Origin of the sequence: Sulfuricella sp. T08 (genome assembly GCF_000971475.1) — a bacterium.
In the GTDB taxonomy this organism is placed as follows: Bacteria; Pseudomonadota; Gammaproteobacteria; order Burkholderiales; family Sulfuricellaceae; genus Sulfuricella.
The window spans coordinates 1-16,894 of the sequence record NZ_DF967544.1; the positions used below are offsets into that span (position 1 = coordinate 1).

Annotated in this window: 17 protein-coding genes; 8 read left to right on the forward strand and 9 right to left on the reverse strand. The window is 58.0% G+C overall.

Annotated elements, in window-relative coordinates; all coding sequences use genetic code 11:
• Positions 1 to 107: 107 nt before the first annotated feature.
• Together SCT_RS11045 and SCT_RS11050 are read left to right on the forward strand one after the other, a co-directional pair.
• Entirely contained in the window at positions 108 to 1,985 is a 1,878-nt protein-coding gene (locus SCT_RS11045; RefSeq protein WP_059422963.1) for a DUF1631 domain-containing protein, read from the forward strand.
• 96 nt (positions 1,986 to 2,081) lie between these two features.
• On the forward strand, positions 2,082 to 3,425 hold the full coding sequence (locus SCT_RS11050) for an EAL and HDOD domain-containing protein (protein ID WP_059422965.1): 1,344 nt from the start codon (positions 2,082 to 2,084) through the stop codon (positions 3,423 to 3,425).
• Between the two features lie 131 nt (positions 3,426 to 3,556).
• Here the strand turns inward: SCT_RS11050 and SCT_RS11055 are convergent, their stop codons facing one another.
• Genes SCT_RS11055 through SCT_RS11085 form a run of 7 tightly spaced genes read right to left on the reverse strand, consistent with a single transcriptional unit; the run spans position 3,557 to position 7,682 of the window.
• A complete protein-coding gene (locus SCT_RS11055; protein ID WP_059422967.1) occupies positions 3,557 to 3,970 on the reverse strand; it encodes a type II toxin-antitoxin system VapC family toxin in 414 nt (137 codons plus the stop codon).
• Positions 3,967 to 4,215 (reverse strand): type II toxin-antitoxin system prevent-host-death family antitoxin, encoded by a 249-nt coding sequence (locus SCT_RS11060; RefSeq protein WP_059422969.1) that lies wholly within the window; start codon positions 4,213 to 4,215, stop codon positions 3,967 to 3,969. Before SCT_RS11060 ends, SCT_RS11055 begins: the two co-directional genes overlap by 4 nt.
• Before the next feature lie 45 nt (positions 4,216 to 4,260).
• The gene (locus tag SCT_RS11065) at positions 4,261 to 5,277 is read right to left on the reverse strand and encodes a hypothetical protein (RefSeq protein ID WP_059422971.1); all 1,017 of its coding nucleotides are present in this window, start codon (positions 5,275 to 5,277) and stop codon (positions 4,261 to 4,263) included.
• Positions 5,274 to 5,573, reverse strand: a complete 300-nt coding sequence (locus tag SCT_RS11070; RefSeq protein WP_059422973.1) for a DUF167 domain-containing protein — start codon at positions 5,571 to 5,573, stop codon at positions 5,274 to 5,276. Before SCT_RS11070 ends, SCT_RS11065 begins: the two co-directional genes overlap by 4 nt.
• 1 nt (position 5,574) lies before the next feature.
• Positions 5,575 to 6,150 carry a YggT family protein gene (locus SCT_RS11075; RefSeq protein ID WP_059422974.1) on the reverse strand — a complete coding sequence of 192 codons (576 nt, stop codon included), beginning with the start codon at positions 6,148 to 6,150 and terminating at the stop codon, positions 5,575 to 5,577.
• A gap of 2 nt (positions 6,151 to 6,152) precedes the next feature.
• Positions 6,153 to 6,983, reverse strand: a complete 831-nt coding sequence (gene proC, locus SCT_RS11080) for a pyrroline-5-carboxylate reductase (RefSeq protein ID WP_059422978.1) — start codon at positions 6,981 to 6,983, stop codon at positions 6,153 to 6,155.
• 3 nt (positions 6,984 to 6,986) lie between these two features.
• Positions 6,987 to 7,682 carry a YggS family pyridoxal phosphate-dependent enzyme gene (locus SCT_RS11085; protein ID WP_059422980.1) on the reverse strand — a complete coding sequence of 232 codons (696 nt, stop codon included), beginning with the start codon at positions 7,680 to 7,682 and terminating at the stop codon, positions 6,987 to 6,989.
• A gap of 36 nt (positions 7,683 to 7,718) precedes the next feature.
• Between SCT_RS11085 and SCT_RS11090 the strand changes: the two genes are divergently transcribed.
• The 3 genes from SCT_RS11090 (at position 7,719) to SCT_RS11100 (ending at position 11,827) form a co-directional block, all read left to right on the forward strand.
• A complete protein-coding gene (locus SCT_RS11090; RefSeq protein WP_059422982.1) occupies positions 7,719 to 8,762 on the forward strand; it encodes a type IV pilus twitching motility protein PilT in 1,044 nt (347 codons plus the stop codon).
• 11 nt (positions 8,763 to 8,773) lie between these two features.
• Positions 8,774 to 9,910 (forward strand): PilT/PilU family type 4a pilus ATPase, encoded by a 1,137-nt coding sequence (locus SCT_RS11095; protein WP_059422984.1) that lies wholly within the window; start codon positions 8,774 to 8,776, stop codon positions 9,908 to 9,910.
• Positions 9,911 to 10,162: 252 nt separating this feature from the next.
• Positions 10,163 to 11,827, forward strand: coding sequence for a long-chain fatty acid--CoA ligase (locus SCT_RS11100; protein ID WP_059422988.1), 1,665 nt, complete (start codon positions 10,163 to 10,165; stop codon positions 11,825 to 11,827).
• Here SCT_RS11100 and hemJ read toward each other — a convergent pair.
• Entirely contained in the window at positions 11,814 to 12,227 is a 414-nt protein-coding gene (gene hemJ / locus SCT_RS11105) for a protoporphyrinogen oxidase HemJ (RefSeq protein WP_059422989.1), read from the reverse strand. The genes SCT_RS11100 and hemJ overlap by 14 nt on opposite strands.
• Before the next feature lie 52 nt (positions 12,228 to 12,279).
• Between hemJ and SCT_RS11110 the strand changes: the two genes are divergently transcribed.
• Positions 12,280 to 12,813, forward strand: coding sequence for a TlpA disulfide reductase family protein (locus SCT_RS11110; protein ID WP_237759669.1), 534 nt, complete (start codon positions 12,280 to 12,282; stop codon positions 12,811 to 12,813).
• A gap of 48 nt (positions 12,814 to 12,861) precedes the next feature.
• On the opposite strand, the gene SCT_RS11115 is transcribed toward SCT_RS11110, so the two are convergent.
• The gene (locus SCT_RS11115; RefSeq protein ID WP_059422991.1) at positions 12,862 to 14,469 is read right to left on the reverse strand and encodes an ABC-F family ATPase; all 1,608 of its coding nucleotides are present in this window, start codon (positions 14,467 to 14,469) and stop codon (positions 12,862 to 12,864) included.
• 165 nt (positions 14,470 to 14,634) lie between these two features.
• Between SCT_RS11115 and gshA the strand changes: the two genes are divergently transcribed.
• Positions 14,635 to 15,906 carry a glutamate--cysteine ligase gene (gene gshA / locus SCT_RS11120; protein ID WP_059422994.1) on the forward strand — a complete coding sequence of 424 codons (1,272 nt, stop codon included), beginning with the start codon at positions 14,635 to 14,637 and terminating at the stop codon, positions 15,904 to 15,906.
• Positions 15,903 to 16,844 carry a glutathione synthase gene (gene gshB / locus SCT_RS11125; protein ID WP_059422995.1) on the forward strand — a complete coding sequence of 314 codons (942 nt, stop codon included), beginning with the start codon at positions 15,903 to 15,905 and terminating at the stop codon, positions 16,842 to 16,844. The genes gshA and gshB overlap by 4 nt, the downstream gene beginning before the upstream one ends.
• The last annotated feature ends 50 nt before the right edge of the window (positions 16,845 to 16,894 follow it).

A 16,894-nucleotide genomic window follows, 5' to 3' on the forward strand; every position in this document is an offset into this window, starting at 1 on the left:
CACTCGTTCCCGAGTAGGTCAGTGTATAAACGTGGGTCAAAATTCCATGCAAATCTCTATGGTTAGTGGGTCAGTTTTAAACGCAAATCAACAGTCTGGGCACGCTGTTGCATGTGCATGAGTTGGATTCCGCCGACAACCCGATTGGCCCGGAAGCAATCGGTTCAGGCTTCATGGAAGCGCTCAAGGAGCTGGACAGCAGCGTGAAGGTCAAGCTGCTGCTGGTCATGATGTTCAACAAGTACATGCCGGATCAGATCAAAAATATGTACCAGGACATCAACCAGCATTTGGTGGATAAGGGCGTGCTGCCCAAAATTCGGGTTGGCATGAAGAAACACGGCGGTTCTGCTGCCCGCCAGCCTGAATTCAACGCAGCTGGTGCAACTGGTGCCGAGCCAACGGCGAATGGGCCGGATTTATTTGCAACCTTGCAACAGCTTGTCTCGCTTGGCAATTCGGGTATGGCGGGAATGGGCTTGCCACAGCAAGCCGGTCAGCCTGGAGCTATTGGAGGCGCAATGGCTTCGGGCGGCGCAGCCGTACAAAGCGCAGGAGTAATGAGCACGCTGACCAAGTTGCAACAGGGTCAGTTTGAAGGAGTATTGGGTGAGGGTGTCATACTCGACCCTGCACTGTTGGCTAATGGGCGTACGAATGTTCTACGTGAAATAAAATCAAGCGGCATGGCCAGCGTCATGGGGCACGTCGACGCCATGACGCTGGATATTGTCGCCATGCTGTTCGACTATATTCTGGATGACCGCAATATCCCGGATGCCATGAAGGCGTTAATCGGCAGGCTGCAAATACCGGTTCTTAAAGTGGCCATGCTGGATAAAACGTTTTTCTCAAAAAAAATGCATCCAGCCCGCAAGTTCCTCGATACGCTGGCAGATGCTGCGATTGGCTGGAATGAGGAAGAAGGTCATCAGGGAGGCTTGTACAAGAAGGTGGATCATCTGGTACAGCGCATCCTGAACGAGTTTGAAGATAAGGTCGGTGTATTCGCCGATATGCAGGAAGAACTGGAAAGCTATCTTGCAGCGGAGAAAGAGCGTGCTGACGAACTGACTGGGCGCAGTGCCCAGGTAGTGCAGACCCGTGAGCAGGAAGAGATCGCCAGGATCATGGCGCACGACGAAGTCAAACGTCGCATCGAATCGCGCAAGCTGCCGCAGCTTATTCGTGAATTCCTGTCCCACCAGTGGGAGTCCGTGCTCAGCTTAACCTATCAGAAATCCGGCGAAGACAGCCAGGCATGGAACGAAGCGCTGGAAACAATGGATCAACTGATATGGAGCGTGGCCGCCAAGGAAGTGCCGGATGACCGTAAAAGGCTGGTTGGTCTGCTGCCGAATCTGCTGAAACGCTTACAGCAGGGCATGGCCGCCATTGACGTGACAGGTGACGAACGCGACCAATTCTTCGCCAAGCTCATCCGCTGTCATGCGGATGCAGTGAAATCCGGCCTGCACGCTGAAGATGAAGAAGCATGGCAAGACTCGGACATAGACAATCTTGCGGAAGAGACGGATGCCGTGGTCGAAGCGCCGGCAGATTTCGAAGAAATCACCCCCTCGCCGGAAGCCCCTGCACCGGATATCGCTCTTATTCAGCAGATTTCTGCGGAACATGTTCCAGCCGACCTTGATCTGGAGGAAGTACCAATCAGTGATGTGCCGTGGCAGGCAAATGAACTTCATAAAGACGACTCTGGAGCGTTAGTGGCAAAACTCAAGCGTGGTACCTGGATCGAATTCCTCCAGGCGGATGGCACCACCTCGCGCAGCAAGCTGGCGTGGGTGAGCCCGCTCAAGGGACTGTACCTGTTTACCAACCGTCTTGGCTCAAGAGCGCTTTCAATAACGCCTTCCAATCTCGCGGAGAAATTCCGCAGCGGGCAGGCGCAAATCATCAACGACGAAGCATTGATCGACCGTGCAGTCAGCGACATGATGGAACGTCTCCAGCAAGCGGCCTGATTTGGCCGTGGCAACACGTTTCCCGCGAACATTTACAAAGCATGCGGGTTATTGCATGCTAGCGCTCTGTTGCAGGTTGTTACGCGAAGAGCCCACATGCTAGAGAAATATCTCAGACTTATCACCGGCGGCCGCGATAAAACGGTCACCCCTCTCCCCGCCGGAATCGAAACCTTTCTGGACAACCCGGGCCACGAGACCCGTGCAGCTGCAAAAGCCACGTTACAGCGCTTTCTCGGCCGCCAGCCGATCCTGGACGATTCATCCCGGATTGTTGGATACGAGCTGAAGATAAGAAGCGGTGTGTTGTCCCCGGAAGAACTAACTGAAGGCGCACGACAACAGACACAGCATGAAATGCTGGTGATCGGCGTCATCGACCTCGCTTTCCAGAAAGCGCTGGGCACCAAGCTGACCTTCATCAGTCTGTCCCCTGCCATGCTGGACAACCCCCTGGTGAATGAGCTGCCGGCAAAAAATATCGTCGTCGCTATTTGCCCTGAAAAAGCTGATATTGAAGAACTGGTTGAGCGATGTCGCGAACTCACTGCCCGTGGCATCCAGATTGCACTGGAAGATTTCGAATACCGCCCTGAGTTGAATCCGCTGCTAGAACTTTGTCGTTACGTCAGGATCAACACACGTCAATACGATGCGTTGCAACTGAGTGAACAGGCTGTCGCACTGCTTAAAATGCATGGGCCCACTCTGATTGCCACTCAAGTAGAAACGGAAGAAGCATTCGAGGCTTACTGCAAGCTCTCATTCAGCCTGTTCCAAGGTTACTACTTTACCCGCTTGCAGCCCGCCGCACCTCACCGCATCGACAGCAATCGGATGCGCGTGATGGAACTGCTCAATCTGGTCATTAACCGTGCTGACATCCTCGCACTGGAAGAAAAGGTCAAACTGGATGCGGCCTTGTCCTACCGCTTGCTGAATTACATCAATTCCCCGGCAAATGGCCTGCAGCATCAAATCCAGTCGATTGGGCATGCCATCACGCTCATCGGTTACGACCAGTTGTACCGTTGGCTTACCCTGCTGATGTTTGCCAGCGGGAAAGCTGATGAACGCAGCCGTTCGCTACTCAAAAACGCACTGGTGCGCGGTCGTTTCTGCGAGTCGCTCGGCAAAACCAGGCTGCGGCCAGCCGAGCTCGGCGGCTTGTTTATCGCCGGCATCTTTTCGCTGCTGGATGCCCTGCTCAATATACCCATGGGGGATGCACTTACCCGCCTGAACCTGCCGAAATCGGTCGTCGACGCCCTAGTCCGGCGCGAGGGTATATATGCGCCGTATCTACAGCTGGCCATTGCCTGCGAGAATTTTGACCAGGATACCATCGCCCGCTATTCCTCCGATTGCGGCCTTGATGCAGATGCGGTTAACGTGGCGCATGTGAATGCTTTGATCTGGTCTGAGCAGATCGAAGTGTAGAAGCAACTGCAGTTTCTAAGCAAAACAAGGAGCCAGCTGCCGGGCTGCCCCCGGCAAGTAATATTCATGCGTAGCGCACAAAAAAGCCTCGCGAAGAATGGTTAGGGGCAATCAACGTATATCACCCTCAGCTAACCCTTCCATGGATTTACTACCACCAACCCCGGAATCTCAAAATCCTTGCCGTTGCGCGTGACTATCCGCAAGTCGTGATACAGGGCGGTGGCCGCCAGCAGGCTATCGACAGCGGGAAGGGGGTGAGCTGTTTCGGCCAGCAGGCGGCCCCACCGGTCGGCGACGGTGGCGTCCACGGATAACAGATGATCGCCGAACCAGGCGGGCAAGTCGTTTTCCAGCCACAACCGCAGTTTTTCACGGCGGCTTGCATCCGGCAATTTTTCCACCCTTTTGCGCAACTCCCCCAGAGTCAAGGTGCTCAAGTATAGGGCGGAATCCGGTATGGCATTAAACCATTCCACCACCCGTGGATCGGGCTTGGTCCGGCCGAGTTCTGTAACGACGCTGGTGTCGATGAGGTAGCTCACAGCCCAGCCAGGCGAGTAGGGGTGGTGTCCCGCTCCAGTTCGAGCTCTACGCCATGCAGGGGAGATTCGCGCAGAAAGGCGGTGAAGGAGGGCTTGGGCCGGTTTAGCATCGCGTAATCGGCATGAGAAAGAACCACTGCCGCCGGGCGGCCCCGCAGAGAAATGTCCTGTGGCCCTTCGTTTATCGCTTTCTGAATCACCTCGCTCAGGCGGGCTTTAGCTTCTTGCAGTTGCCAGGCTTGCATGACGCCTTCCTATTAGGACTAGTCAGTCTAGTCAGTATAGGACGATCAGGCTGGTTTCGCAAATGAGAATGTTTGCGTGAGCGCCAGTATCCGAGCTATCGCTGCTTCCTGTATCTGTAGTCTGTCGAGCGCGGCTTCCGTTTCTTCTTTTCGTGTATCCAGGATGGAGATCTGGTCACGGATCATGTTGATGTTTTCCTCGCGTTTCTCCAGCGCGATTTTTTGTGCCTGGATCTGGTCCTGGACGGGGACGGATAGTTCACTCAGCCGCCAGTCGGTTTCTGCCTTCAGTTGCGTGAACAGACCGCGCAGAGGCGCCACCACTTCCATGCCAAATTTCTTTGCCAGGCTGGTCTTGTCTGTCATCAGATTGATCGGGCGGCGGCAGAATTCTGAGGTTTTTTCGCCGAGTTGCTCCAGGCCCTGACGGTAATTTTCCAGGGCGGAAAGTTGGGGTGAGGCAAGCGTAAAGCCAGGCAGTTGATTGAATCGGGCGTATACGGCTTCGACCATGCTCATGACTTGGCGATTCTGGCGCTCAAAACCTTCAAGCAAGGTGGACGCCTCGCTGATCAGGGAAAGCATTGCCTGGGTAAGCGCGCCTGTAGTGGAGCTACGCAGAATTTCCTTCAGGTTTTTTGCCACCAGTTGTTCGACGTGTTCGCTGTCGAGGAGGTTGAGAAGTATGCCTCCCTGCCGCGCAATAAGTTTGCGCGCGATGTTGAAGCTTTGCCATGCTTCCTGGCTCTGGTACTGGTCTGCCTGCAGGCTTTGCTCCAGTCGATCAGCGACCTCGCGGTTTTGGCTGATCAGGCTGCTCAATGTGTCTTGTTCGTGCAGCAGTTCGCCGTGTCGACGCTGCACGGCTGCGCTGCCCGCCTCCGTAACCAAGCTGATTTGGGAGAAAACGTTGGTATCCGGCGGCGTGGCTTTCAGGGTGTCCAGCAGTTCATGGGCACGCAGCTGCAACTGCGGGTCGAGCAACTCGGGTGTACCCGGCAAGGCCAGCCAGGTTTCCAGCATCGTCGCCAGCTCATTGTGCGGCAGCAAGGTGTCTGTCATGGCGTGTCCATTCCGGGCAGCAATATTTCCGGCGCAAGGGGCGAACCCAGGATTTCCACCACTTTGCGGCGCGCATGTTCGCCGTGCTTCAGGCTAATCCGGCTGGCCGGAACCTTGAATGCCTTGCGCAAAAAATCCAGTAGCCTGGTATTGGCCTGCCCTTCCACGGCGGCGGCAGCGACCCTGATTTTCAATGCATCGCCGTGCAGTCCGATCACTTCGGTACGCTTGGCTCCGGGCTGCACGTGCACGGTGAGGGTGAGACGGTCTTCCCTGAGTTGATACCAGTCAGCCATGTCAGGCAAGTTGCATGGCGAGGCTTTCCAGCCACGCTAAAGGCACCATCAGTAGAAGTTCGCAGATGATGAACAGCACCAGCGGAGAAAGATCGACATTGGCCAAAAGCGGGACAACCCTGCGCAGTGGCAGGAGGAACGGGTCGGTCAGCCGACTTAGCACCGGTGCCAGGGGTGTGTGCGGGTTGGTCCAGGACAGGATCGCCTGGATGAGGACCGCCCCGAGCAGGATGTAAATGCTGATCTTCAACAGCTTGATCACTGCCAGGAATGCGATAGCAAGAAAAACGGAAGGTCCGGCCTTCAGCAGGAACAGGCCGCCCAGCCAAAACAGGGCGAGCAGTATGACGTATTCCACCAGCCAGGCCAAGAACAAGGAGGCCAGATCCAGTCCGAACAGCCCGGGAATGAATCTGCGCAGCGGTTTCACTGCAAAATCGGTGAGCGCCGCGATGAACTGCGAGACCGGGTTGCGGAATGGTGCCCGTGCCCATTGCAGGTAGAAGCGCAGCAGCACGGCCAGCACAAACAGGCCGAGGAGGGTTTCGATAAGGAACTGCAGGGCTTGGTTTAGCATGGTCAGATTATCCCCCCGGCACCCATTTTGCCCAGTTCGTCCCCTAGCTCGCGCGAGCGCTGGCAGGCGGCCTGCGTGGCCTGGATGATGGTTTGCTTGATCCCGGCAGCCTCCATCGCAAGAATGGCACGTTCTGTGGTGCCACCCTTGGAAGTGACGCGCGCACGCAGGGTGGCGGCATCCTCGCTGCTCTGGCTGGCGAGTTTTGCGGCACCGAGGAAGGTTTCCAGGCTGAGGATGCGTGCATCATCCGGGCTGAGGCCCAGTTCCACAGCGGCTGTCTGCAATGCTTCGATGAAGAGGAACACGTAGGCCGGACCGCTACCGGAAATGGCGGTGACGGCGTCCATTTGCTCTTCCTTCTCCAGCCACAGTGTCGTGCCCACCGCACCGAGTATGATTTCGGCCTGCTGGCGCTGGTATTCGGGTACCCCGGGCAGAGCGTAGAGGCCAGTGACCCCCGCCAGCACCATCGCAGGCGTATTCGGCATGGCGCGGACGATCACGCCATGGCCGCCCAGCCACAGGGAGAGATCGGCGCTGCGCACCCCGGCGGCGATGGAAATGACCAGTTTGCCGTCGATCAGCCCATGTAGTTGCGCGGCAACGCCATGGAGTTGCTGCGGCTTCACTGCCAGTACGATGATGTCGGTGGCAACGGCGGCTGCGCTGATTGCCTCGTGGGTAGCGATGCCGAATTTCTCACTCAACTGGGCTCGGCTTTCCGCGGAAATTTCCACCACGCCGATGCTTGTCGGATCGAAGCCTTTTTGCAGCAGACCGGTGATGAGCGCTCCGGCCATGTTGCCGCCGCCGATGAAGGTGATGTGCATGAATTATTCCTTGTTGTATTCTCTTGCGCCGAAGATCGCCGAACCCACCCGCACGATAGTCGCGCCCTCGGCAATTGCAGCTTCAAGATCGTCCGACATGCCCATCGACAAAGTGTCGAGCTGAAAGCCTTCGGCATTGATCTGCTCCAGTAGCTGGCGCAGGCGGGCGAAGGCCCGACGCTGATCCACGGGGTCGTCGGTCGGTTCGGGGATCGTCATCAGCCCGCGCAATTTCAGGCGCGGCAGGGCCAGTACGTGGCGTGCCAAGGCCGCCAAATCTTCCGGCGCAACGCCGCTTTTGCTGGGTTCTCCGCTGACGTTGACCTGTAGGCACACCTGCAGGTCGGGCAGGTTGGATGGCCGACCTGCGGAAAGCCGGTCGGCGATCCTGGCCCGATCCAGACTGTGCACCCAGGCAAAACTTTCGGCGATCGGACGGGTCTTGTTACTCTGGATCGGGCCGATGAAATGCCACTTCAGCGGCAAATCGTTGAGCGCTTCGACTTTCTCTACTGCTTCCTGTACGTAGCTTTCGCCGAAGGCGCGCTGTCCGGCCGTATAGGCCTGGCGCACCGCTGCAGCGAGAAAGGTTTTGCTGACCGCCAGCAGCTGGATGTCCGCAGCCGGCCGTCCAGCCGCTGTGGCGGCCTGTGCGATGCGCTGCCGCACTGCTTGCAATGAGTTTGCGATAGTTGTCATAATGGTGGGACGCGTTTGTGCATAAGGGAAATTATAATGGAAATCTCGGATTTGCTTGCCTTTTCGGTAAAAAACAAGGCCTCCGACCTGCACCTGTCATCCGGTCTGCCGCCGATGATCCGGGTGCATGGCGACGTACGCCGCATCAACGTGCCGGTGCTGGAGCACAAGGATGTTCACGGCATGGTGTACGACATCATGAATGATGGTCAGCGCAAATTCTACGAGGAAAATCTGGAAGTCGACTTCTCCTTCGAGATTCCCAACCTGGCTCGCTTCCGCGTCAACGCCTTCGTCCAGAACCGCGGCGCCGCTGCGGTGTTTCGTACAATTCCATCGAAAGTGTTGAGCCTGGAAGAGCTGAAATGCCCGGAGATTTTCAAGGAAATATCCGAGCAGCCGCGCGGTATCGTGCTGGTGACCGGACCGACCGGCTCGGGTAAGTCCACTACCCTGGCAGCGATGGTCAATCACATCAATGAAAAGGATTTCGGCCATATCCTGACAGTGGAAGATCCGATTGAATTCGTTCATGAGAGCAAAAAGTGCCTGATCAACCAGCGCGAGGTCGGGCCGCATACCCTGTCTTTCAACAATGCGCTGCGTTCAGCCTTGCGTGAAGATCCGGACGTGATTCTGGTGGGCGAGCTGCGTGATCTGGAAACCATCCGCCTGGCACTGACCGCAGCGGAAACCGGCCACCTGGTGTTCGGTACCCTGCACACCAGTTCCGCCGCCAAGACTATCGACCGGATCGTGGACGTGTTCCCGGCCGCGGAAAAGGATATGGTGCGCTCGATGCTGTCGGAATCCCTGCGCGCAGTAATTTCACAGACCCTGCTCAAGACCAAGGACGGCACCGGGCGGGTGGCGGCGCACGAAATCATGATTGGTACGCCCGCGATCCGCAACCTGATCCGTGAGGCCAAGATCGCCCAGATGTATTCGGCGATTCAGACCGGCGGGAATATCGGCATGCAGACGCTGGACCAGAATCTGACCGAACTGGTCAAACGCAACGTCGTGTCCTCGGCTGAGGCACGCACCAAGGCCTCAAACAAAGACACCTTTTCAGGCTAAGGAAACGCATTATGGAACGCGATCAAGCAGTCAAATTCATGCATGACCTGTTGCGGTTGATGCTGTCGAAGAAGGCCTCGGATCTGTTTATCACCGCCGACTTCCCACCTGCCATCAAGGTGGACGGCAAGATGACGCCGGTATCCAATCAGAAGCTGACGCCGCAGCACACCAAGGAACTCGCGCGCGCGATCATGAACGACAAGCAGTCATCCGAGTTCGAGTCGAGCAAGGAGTGCAATTTCGCCATCAGTCCGGCGGACATCGGGCGCTTCCGGGTCAGCGCCTTTATCCAGCAGGGGCGGATCGGCATGGTGCTGCGCACCATCACCACCGAGATTCCCAATTTCGAGGATCTGGGGTTGCCTGGCGTGCTCAAGGACGTGGCGATGACCAAGCGCGGCCTGGTGGTTTTCGTCGGCGGCACCGGTTCGGGTAAATCCACCTCCCTGGCGGCGATGATCGGCTACCGTAACCAGAACAGCTACGGCCACATCATCACCATCGAGGACCCGGTCGAATACGTGCATCCGCACCTCAACTGCATCCTGACCCAGCGCGAGGTCGGCGTGGATACCGATTCTTGGCAAGCAGCGCTGAAAAATACCCTGCGCCAGGCGCCGGACGTGATCCTGATCGGCGAAATACGCGACCGGGAAACCATGGAATATGCCATCGCCTTCGCCGAAACCGGTCACTTGTGCATGTCCACTCTGCATGCCAACAGCGCCAACCAGGCGCTCGACCGGATCATCAACTTCTTTCCCGAGGAGCGGCGTCAGCAGCTGCTGATGGACCTGTCCCTCAATCTCAAGGCGTTCGTGTCACAGCGCCTCATCCCCAAGGTTGGCGGCAAGGGACGGGTGGCGGCGGTCGAGGTCATGCTCAACTCGCCGCTGATTGCCGATCTGATCTTCAAGGGCGAGGTACACGAGATCAAGGAGCTCATGGCCAGGTCCAACGAACTCGGCATGATCACTTTCGATCAGGCGTTGTTCAAGCTCTACGAGGCCGATCTGATCAACTATGAGGATGCGCTCAGAAACGCCGATTCGGTCAACGATCTGCGTCTCAAGATCAAGCTCCACGGCAAGGCTACCAAGGATGCCGACCTGATGAGCGGACTCGAGCATCTGGATATCGTTTAGCCACCAGCCGGTAAACGGTTTAACCCAGAAATGGCATTTCACCGCGGAGGACGCGGAGGTCGCAGAGAAAACAGGGGAGGCGGGAGGGCGACTTTGCGGGTTGCTTCGCATACCCGCCAGAACCTGTTCGCACAACTCGCAAAATCAGTGATAGCCGAGTTATAGCAAGTTACCCAACGGGTGATGTACTATATTCTAAGCATTTGAATTCCTCCGCGTCCTCTGCGGCTAAATTGTTTTTTGGCGGAACCTATGGCCAATCTCGCCAGCTTGCTCGAGCAGCATCGGGCCACCCCGGAAAAAATCCTCTACCGCCAGTGCATCGACGATGTCTGGTGCGACTTTTCCGCTCAGGATGTCTTGGCCCTGGCGGCTCGCTGGCAGCAGGCCTTCCGCGCCGCGGGTTATGAACCGGGCGACCGTGTGGCGCTGTGCCTGAAGAATGGCGTCGACTGGGTGGCGATCGATCAGGCAGCACTGGGCTTGGGTCTGGTAGTGGTGCCGTTGTATGCGGACGATAACCCGGAAAACCTGGCCTGGTGCTTGAACGATTCCGGCGCGCGCCTGCTGGTGCTGGAAAATACCCGCCTGTTCGGCGCCTTGGCCCAAGCGACTCCCTCCCTTCCCGTCATCGTCTGTCTGCAGGGGGACGCGCCCGCCCCAGCCATCTCTGCCAGCGGCTGGCTGCCCAAAAATGGCGGCTCGTTCGAGGCGCTCGAGCTGGACGAAAATACGCTCGCCACCCTCGTTTACACTTCCGGCACCACCGGACGTCCCAAGGGCGTGATGCTGTCCCATCGTAACATTTTCAGCAACGTGGCGGCGGCGCTGGAAGTGGTCAGCCTGCATCCGGGCGATCTGTTGATTTCGGTGCTGCCGCTTTCCCACATGTTCGAGCGCACCTGCGGCTATTACGTACCGCTCAAGGCCGGAGTGCCGGTTGCCTACGCCCGTTCCATCAATCAGCTGGCCGAGGATCTGGCATTTCTCAAACCGACAGTGATGATAGCCGTGCCGCGGGTGTTCCAGCGCTTCCTTGCGCGGATCGAGCAGGCGTTGGCCGCCTCACCGCTCAAACGCGCGTTGTTTTCACTCACTGTGGCGCTGGGCTGGCGCAAATTCGAGCGCCGCGCCAGCAAGGTGGAATTGGCGATTTTCCGGTTGCTGCAACCCCTGGTTGCCGGCCCGGTGCTAAACAGGCTCGGCGGGCGCCTGCGCTTGGCGGTGGTGGGCGGCGCGCCGCTGGAGTTGCGTGTGGCGCGATCATTCATTGGCCTTGGGCTAAGCATGATCCAGGGTTATGGCCTGACCGAAGCATCGCCGATAGTGGCCGGCAACCGCGAGCATGACAACGACCCGGTTACGGTCGGCGCACCCTTGCCGGGTTTGGCGATCAGGGTCAACGAGGCCGGCGAGCTGCTGGTGCGCGGCCCCTCCGTGATGCTGGGCTACTGGCATGATACGCAGGCCACCGCGCAAGTGCTGGACATGGAAGGTTGGCTGAATACCGGCGATCTGGCAGAAATCCAGGCGGGCAAGATCATCATCAAGGGCCGCACCAAGGATATTATGGTGCTATCCAACGGCGAGAAAGTGTCACCTCAGGATGCGGAAATGGCGTTACTCGACGATCCCCTGTTCGAGCAGGTGATGCTGGTGGGTGAAGGGCGCGCCTATCTCGTGCTGCTGGCCGTGACCCAGGAAAGCGATGAAAGAACTTTGGTCAAACACGCCAATGCCCGACTCAAGTCTTTTTCCCGCTGGGTGCGGGTGCGCCGGGCGATCGCCTTGCAGGAGTCCTGGACGCTGGCGGAGGGTCTGCTGACGCCCACCCTCAAAGTCAAGCGCAACGCGGTGTATGACAAGTATCGCGAGCGGATCGAGGGCGTGTACCGCAACGGAATCAGAATGGTTTGACGACGACCAGGATCACCACGGCTATCAGAATCAGCACCGGGAATTCGTTGAACCAGCGATAAAAAACATGGCCATGACGGTTGCGGTCATCACGGAAATCCCGGAGCAGTTTGCCGCAATACACGTGGTAAATCAGCAGCACCGTCACCAACGCCAGCTTGACGTAAAGCCAGCCGCCCGAAAAACCAAAGCCGAGCCACAGCCATAAGCCGAGGGAGACCGCCACCATCGCGCTGGGCGTCATGATGCCGCGGTAAAGCTTGCGCTCCATTACCTTGAAACGCGCGATGCTGACGGCGTCATCGCTCATGGCGTGATAGACGAACAGTCTCGGCAGGTAGAACAGCGCGGCGAACCAGGTCACCACGGCGATGATGTGAAAAGCTTTGACCCAGAGCATGTCAGGTTCCAATGTTAAAATCCGGGGCAACTATAACGTATCGGGAGCGAGGGTGAAAGCAGGCAACATGTGGGTGCGGGTCAAAAAATACCGGCCGGACTGGCTGACGCTGGTGCTGCTCGGGCTGATAGTCTACGTCTGGTTCCGTCCGCCGGCGTGGGTGTCGGACGAAAACCGCGCGGTCCCGGAGGTGAAGGTGACGTTGCTGGACGGTAGGCAAACCAGCCTGGAACAGCTGCGCGGCAAGGTGGTGCTGGTCAACTTCTGGGCTACCTGGTGTCCCTATTGCCGCCACGAAATGGCCGACATGGAGCGTTTTTATCGCGATTACCGGGCTCAGGGCTTCGAAATTCTGGCCCTGAGCCAGGATGACGTGCCGGAACCGGTGCACCAGTTCATGGCGAAGGAAGGTTACCATTTTCCTGTGGCGATGGCAGAAGCCCGGCATGCCGTTGCTTTTGGCGGTGTGAGCCGGCTGCCGACTTCTTTTCTGATCGACAAACAGGGCCGAATTCGCAAGAAAATCAGCGGGCAGGTCCATTATGTCCGGCTGGAGGAGTTGGTCACGCCCCTGCTGGCCGAGTAAGTATTAAGGAATAGCGGAATCCCTATGGATTCCTAGGAGGGGCTGATTTTATGCCTCGATGCCCTGGCTGTGCAGGTATTCTTCGTAATCGCCGGCAAAATGCTTGAAGCCGCCGTTGCCGTCGAGTTCCAGCACCTGGGTGGCGAGCGACGAGATGAGCTGGCGGTCGTGGCTGACGAAGATCAGCGTGCCCTTGTACTGCTCCAGCGCGAGGTTGAGGGACTCGATCGACTCCATGTCCATGTGGTTGGTCGGCTCGTCCATCACCAGCACGTTGGGCCGTTCCAGGATCAGCTTGCCGTAGAGCATGCGGCCCTTTTCGCCACCGGACAGCACTTTGACCGATTTCTTCGAGTCGTCGCCGGTAAACAGCAGCCGGCCGAGAGTGGCACGGATGATCTGGTCGTCGTCACTTTTGCGCCCCCAGCGCTCCATCCATTCGAACAGGGTCATGTCATCCTCGAAGTCGGAGTGATGATCCTGCGCGAAGTAGCCAATCTTGGCCTTATCCGGCCACTTGACGTTGCCTTGGTCGGGCTCGATCTCGCCCACCAGCGTTTTCAGCAGGGTGGATTTGCCGGCGCCGTTTGGGCCGATGATGGCGAGGCGCTGACCAGCGTCGAGAAGCAGGTTGAGGCCGTGGAATAGCACCTTGTCGTAGCCTTTGGCGACATCCAGTAGTTCCACCGCCTGGCGATGGAGCTTTTCCCGGTCGTCGGTTTCGAAGCGGATGTAGGGGTTCTGCCGGCTGGAGGGCTTGACTTCGACCATGCCCGACTTGAGCTTATCGACCTGCCTGGCGCGACTGGTCGCCTGGCGCGCCTTGGATGCATTGGCGGAAAAACGGGCGACGAAGGCCTGCAATTCGACCACCATTTCCTTTTTCTTGGCGTTGTCGGAAAGCATCCGCTGGCGCGCTTGCGTCGAGGCGATCATGTACTCGTCGTAGTTGCCGGGATAAATACGAATCTCACCGAAATCCAGGTCGGCCATGTGGGTGCACACGCTGTTGAGGAAGTGCCGGTCATGGGAGATGATGACCATGGTGCTGGCGCGCGCGTTGATCATGTCTTCCAGCCAGCGGATGGTGTTGATGTCGAGGTTGTTGGTGGGCTCATCCAGCAACAGGATGTCGGGATCGGAAAACAGCGCCTGCGCCAGCAGCACTCGCAGCTTGAAGCCGGGGGCGACTTCCTTCATCGGGCCAGTGTGCATCTCGACCGGAATGCCGACGCCGATCAGCAGTTCGCCGGCGCGCGATTCGGCAGTGTAGCCGTCCAGTTCGCCGAACTGGATTTCCAGTTCGGCGGCTCGCATGTAGTCATCCTCGGTGGCTTCCGGATTGGCGTAGATCGTGTCTTTTTCCAGCTTCACTTGCCACAGTTCGGTGTTGCCCATCATCACCACGTCGAGCACCACGCTGTCCTCGTAGGCAAACTGATCCTGGCTCAGCTTGCCGAGGCGTTCGCCGGGGTCGATCGAGACGTTGCCCGCAGAGGGTTCCAGATCGCCGCCGAGAATTTTCATGAAGGTCGACTTGCCGCAGCCGTTGGCGCCGATCAGGCCATAGCGGTTGCCGTCGCCGAATTTGACCGAAACGTTTTCAAACAGGGGCTTTGCCCCGAATTGCATGGTGATGTTGAAAGTGGAAATCAATGTGGAGCTGTCCTGAATTGTGCTGTAAAAACCAAGTATTATACCAAACGGAGAGCAACACGGCAGCCCTTTCTCACGTCGGAGCCGGTTCTCCTACCGGAGTCCTGACGAGTCCGGCCTTATCCGCTACAATCACAATCACCCCCGAACTTTTCATGGACAGTCATGGTTCCCCATTTAACTACCGCGCTCACCGGCCCCCTGCTCACCCTGGAGCAGCACATCCTGGATGCACAGCCACAGATCGAACACTGGTTCCGCACCCAATGGCAGGATCACGCCGCGCCGTTCTATGCCTCGGTGGATTTGCGCAACAGCGGCTTCAAGCTCGCCCCGGTGGATACCAATCTGTTCCCCGGCGGATTTAACAACCTGAATCGTGACTTTACGCCGCTCTGCGTGCAGGCGACGATGTCGGCCGTGGAGAAGGTTTGTCCTGTGGCGCAGCGATTTCTGCTGATCCCGGAAAATCACACCCGTAATACCTATTACCTGCAGAACGTGGCGGCGCTCGCCTCCATACTGCGGCATGCCGGTTTGCAGGTGCGCATCGGCAGCCTGCTGCCGGAAATCACCGCGGCCACCACACTCGATTTGCCGGATGGCTCGATCCTGACGCTGGAGCCGTTGAAGCGTGAGGGCGACCGTTTGAAACTGGATGGCTTCGATCCCTGCGCGATTTTGCTCAACAACGACCTTTCGGCGGGAATTCCCGACATTCTGAAAGACCTCGATCAGCCGGTGATTCCGCCGCTTCATGCCGGTTGGTCAACGCGGCGGAAATCCGACCATTTCGGCAAATATGACCGGGTCGCCGAAGAGTTCGCGCACATGCTGCATATCGACCCCTGGCTGATCAACCCGATGTTCGCCACCTGCGGCGAGATCAATTTCCAGGAGCGGCGCGGCGAGGAATGCCTGGCCGCCCATGTTGATGATCTGCTCAAGGATATCCGCGAAAAATACCAGGAATACGGCGTGAACGAAGAGCCCTTCGTCATCGTCAAGGCCGATGCGGGCACTTACGGGATGGGCATCATGACGGTGAAGGACGCCTCCGAGGTGCGCGACCTGAACCGCAAGCAGCGCAACAAGATGGCCGTGGGCAAAGAGGGGATGGCGGTTTCCGACGTCATCATCCAGGAAGGCGTATACACTTTCGAGAGCATCGCTGAAGCGGTGGCCGAGCCGGTGGTGTACATGATGGATCATTTCGTGGTGGGCGGTTTCTACCGTGTCCACACTAGCCGCGGCAAGGATGAAAACCTGAATGCGCCGGGAATGCGCTTTGAGCCGCTGGCCTTCGAGACCGCGCTCACCCTGCCGGACTGTGCCGCTGCCCCTGATGCCGAGCCCAACCGCTTCTACGCCTACGGGGTGGTGGCCCGTCTGGCGCTGCTGGCCGCCGCGATGGAATTGGAAAGCCTGGCGCCATGAAGCTGGCGATTGTCCTCGACCCGCTGGAATCCATTAAAACCTACAAGGATTCGACCTATGCCGTGATGCGCGCGGCGCATGCCCGAGGCCACGAACTCTACGTCATGGAGCAGCATGAGATGGTATTGCGTGATAGCGCGGTAAGCGGCTTCATACGCAAGCTTGATCTGGTGGATGACGAACTGCGCTGGTACACGCTGGAAGCGCCGGTCTGGCGCGCACTTTCCGACTTCGACGTCACGCTGATGCGCAAGGACCCGCCCTTCGACATGGAATACATCTACAGCACCTATTTGCTGGAGCTGGCGGAGGAGCAGGGTGCGCGGATTTTCAACCACCCGGCAGCGATTCGTGACTTCAACGAAAAGCTTTCCACCGCAAAATTCCCCGAATTCATGCCGCCCACGCTGGTCACCAGGCAGGAAGCGCTGATACACGAGTTCATCAAACAGCACGGCGACATCATCCTCAAGCCGCTGGACGGGATGGGGGGCAGCTCGGTGTTCCGCATTCAGCGCAACGACCCCAATCTGAACGTGATCATCGAAACCATGACGCAGTTGGGAGCCAGAACGGTGATGGCGCAGCGTTACATCCCGGAGATTTCCCTGGGCGACAAGCGCATTCTGCTGATCGACGGCGAGCCGGTGCCTTATGCACTGGCGCGCATCCCGAAAGAAGGCGAGACCCGTGGCAATCTCGCTGTCGGTGGCAAAGGCGTGGCCCAGCCGCTTTCTGACCGGGACAAGGAAATTGCAGCCGTACTGGGGCCGAAACTCAAGGAAGCCGGGCTGTTCCTGGTCGGCCTCGATGTGATCGGTGACTGGCTTACCGAGATCAATGTCACCAGCCCGACCGGGATGCAGGAAATCGCAAGCCAGACCGGCTTCGACGTGGCGGGTATGTTTGTGGATGCGTTGGAGAGGAAATGCGCTTGAATTTTTTTAGCGCGGAGGCACGGAGGCGCAGAGGGGTTTTAACAAAGGGT

Coding starts and splice junctions, on each gene's coding strand:
- SCT_RS11050 (WP_059422965.1), top strand. CDS start 2,082: ATGCTAGAGAAATATCTCAGACTTATCACCGGCGGCCGCGATAAAACG.
- SCT_RS11060 (WP_059422969.1), bottom strand. CDS start 4,215: ATGCAAGCCTGGCAACTGCAAGAAGCTAAAGCCCGCCTGAGCGAGGTG.
- SCT_RS11065 (WP_059422971.1), bottom strand. CDS start 5,277: ATGACAGACACCTTGCTGCCGCACAATGAGCTGGCGACGATGCTGGAA.
- SCT_RS11070 (WP_059422973.1), bottom strand. CDS start 5,573: ATGGCTGACTGGTATCAACTCAGGGAAGACCGTCTCACCCTCACCGTG.
- SCT_RS11075 (WP_059422974.1), bottom strand. CDS start 6,150: ATGCTAAACCAAGCCCTGCAGTTCCTTATCGAAACCCTCCTCGGCCTG.
- proC (WP_059422978.1), bottom strand. CDS start 6,983: ATGCACATCACCTTCATCGGCGGCGGCAACATGGCCGGAGCGCTCATC.
- SCT_RS11085 (WP_059422980.1), bottom strand. CDS start 7,682: ATGACAACTATCGCAAACTCATTGCAAGCAGTGCGGCAGCGCATCGCA.
- SCT_RS11090 (WP_059422982.1), top strand. CDS start 7,719: ATGGAAATCTCGGATTTGCTTGCCTTTTCGGTAAAAAACAAGGCCTCC.
- SCT_RS11095 (WP_059422984.1), top strand. CDS start 8,774: ATGGAACGCGATCAAGCAGTCAAATTCATGCATGACCTGTTGCGGTTG.
- SCT_RS11100 (WP_059422988.1), top strand. CDS start 10,163: ATGGCCAATCTCGCCAGCTTGCTCGAGCAGCATCGGGCCACCCCGGAA.
- hemJ (WP_059422989.1), bottom strand. CDS start 12,227: ATGCTCTGGGTCAAAGCTTTTCACATCATCGCCGTGGTGACCTGGTTC.
- gshA (WP_059422994.1), top strand. CDS start 14,635: ATGGTTCCCCATTTAACTACCGCGCTCACCGGCCCCCTGCTCACCCTG.
- gshB (WP_059422995.1), top strand. CDS start 15,903: ATGAAGCTGGCGATTGTCCTCGACCCGCTGGAATCCATTAAAACCTAC.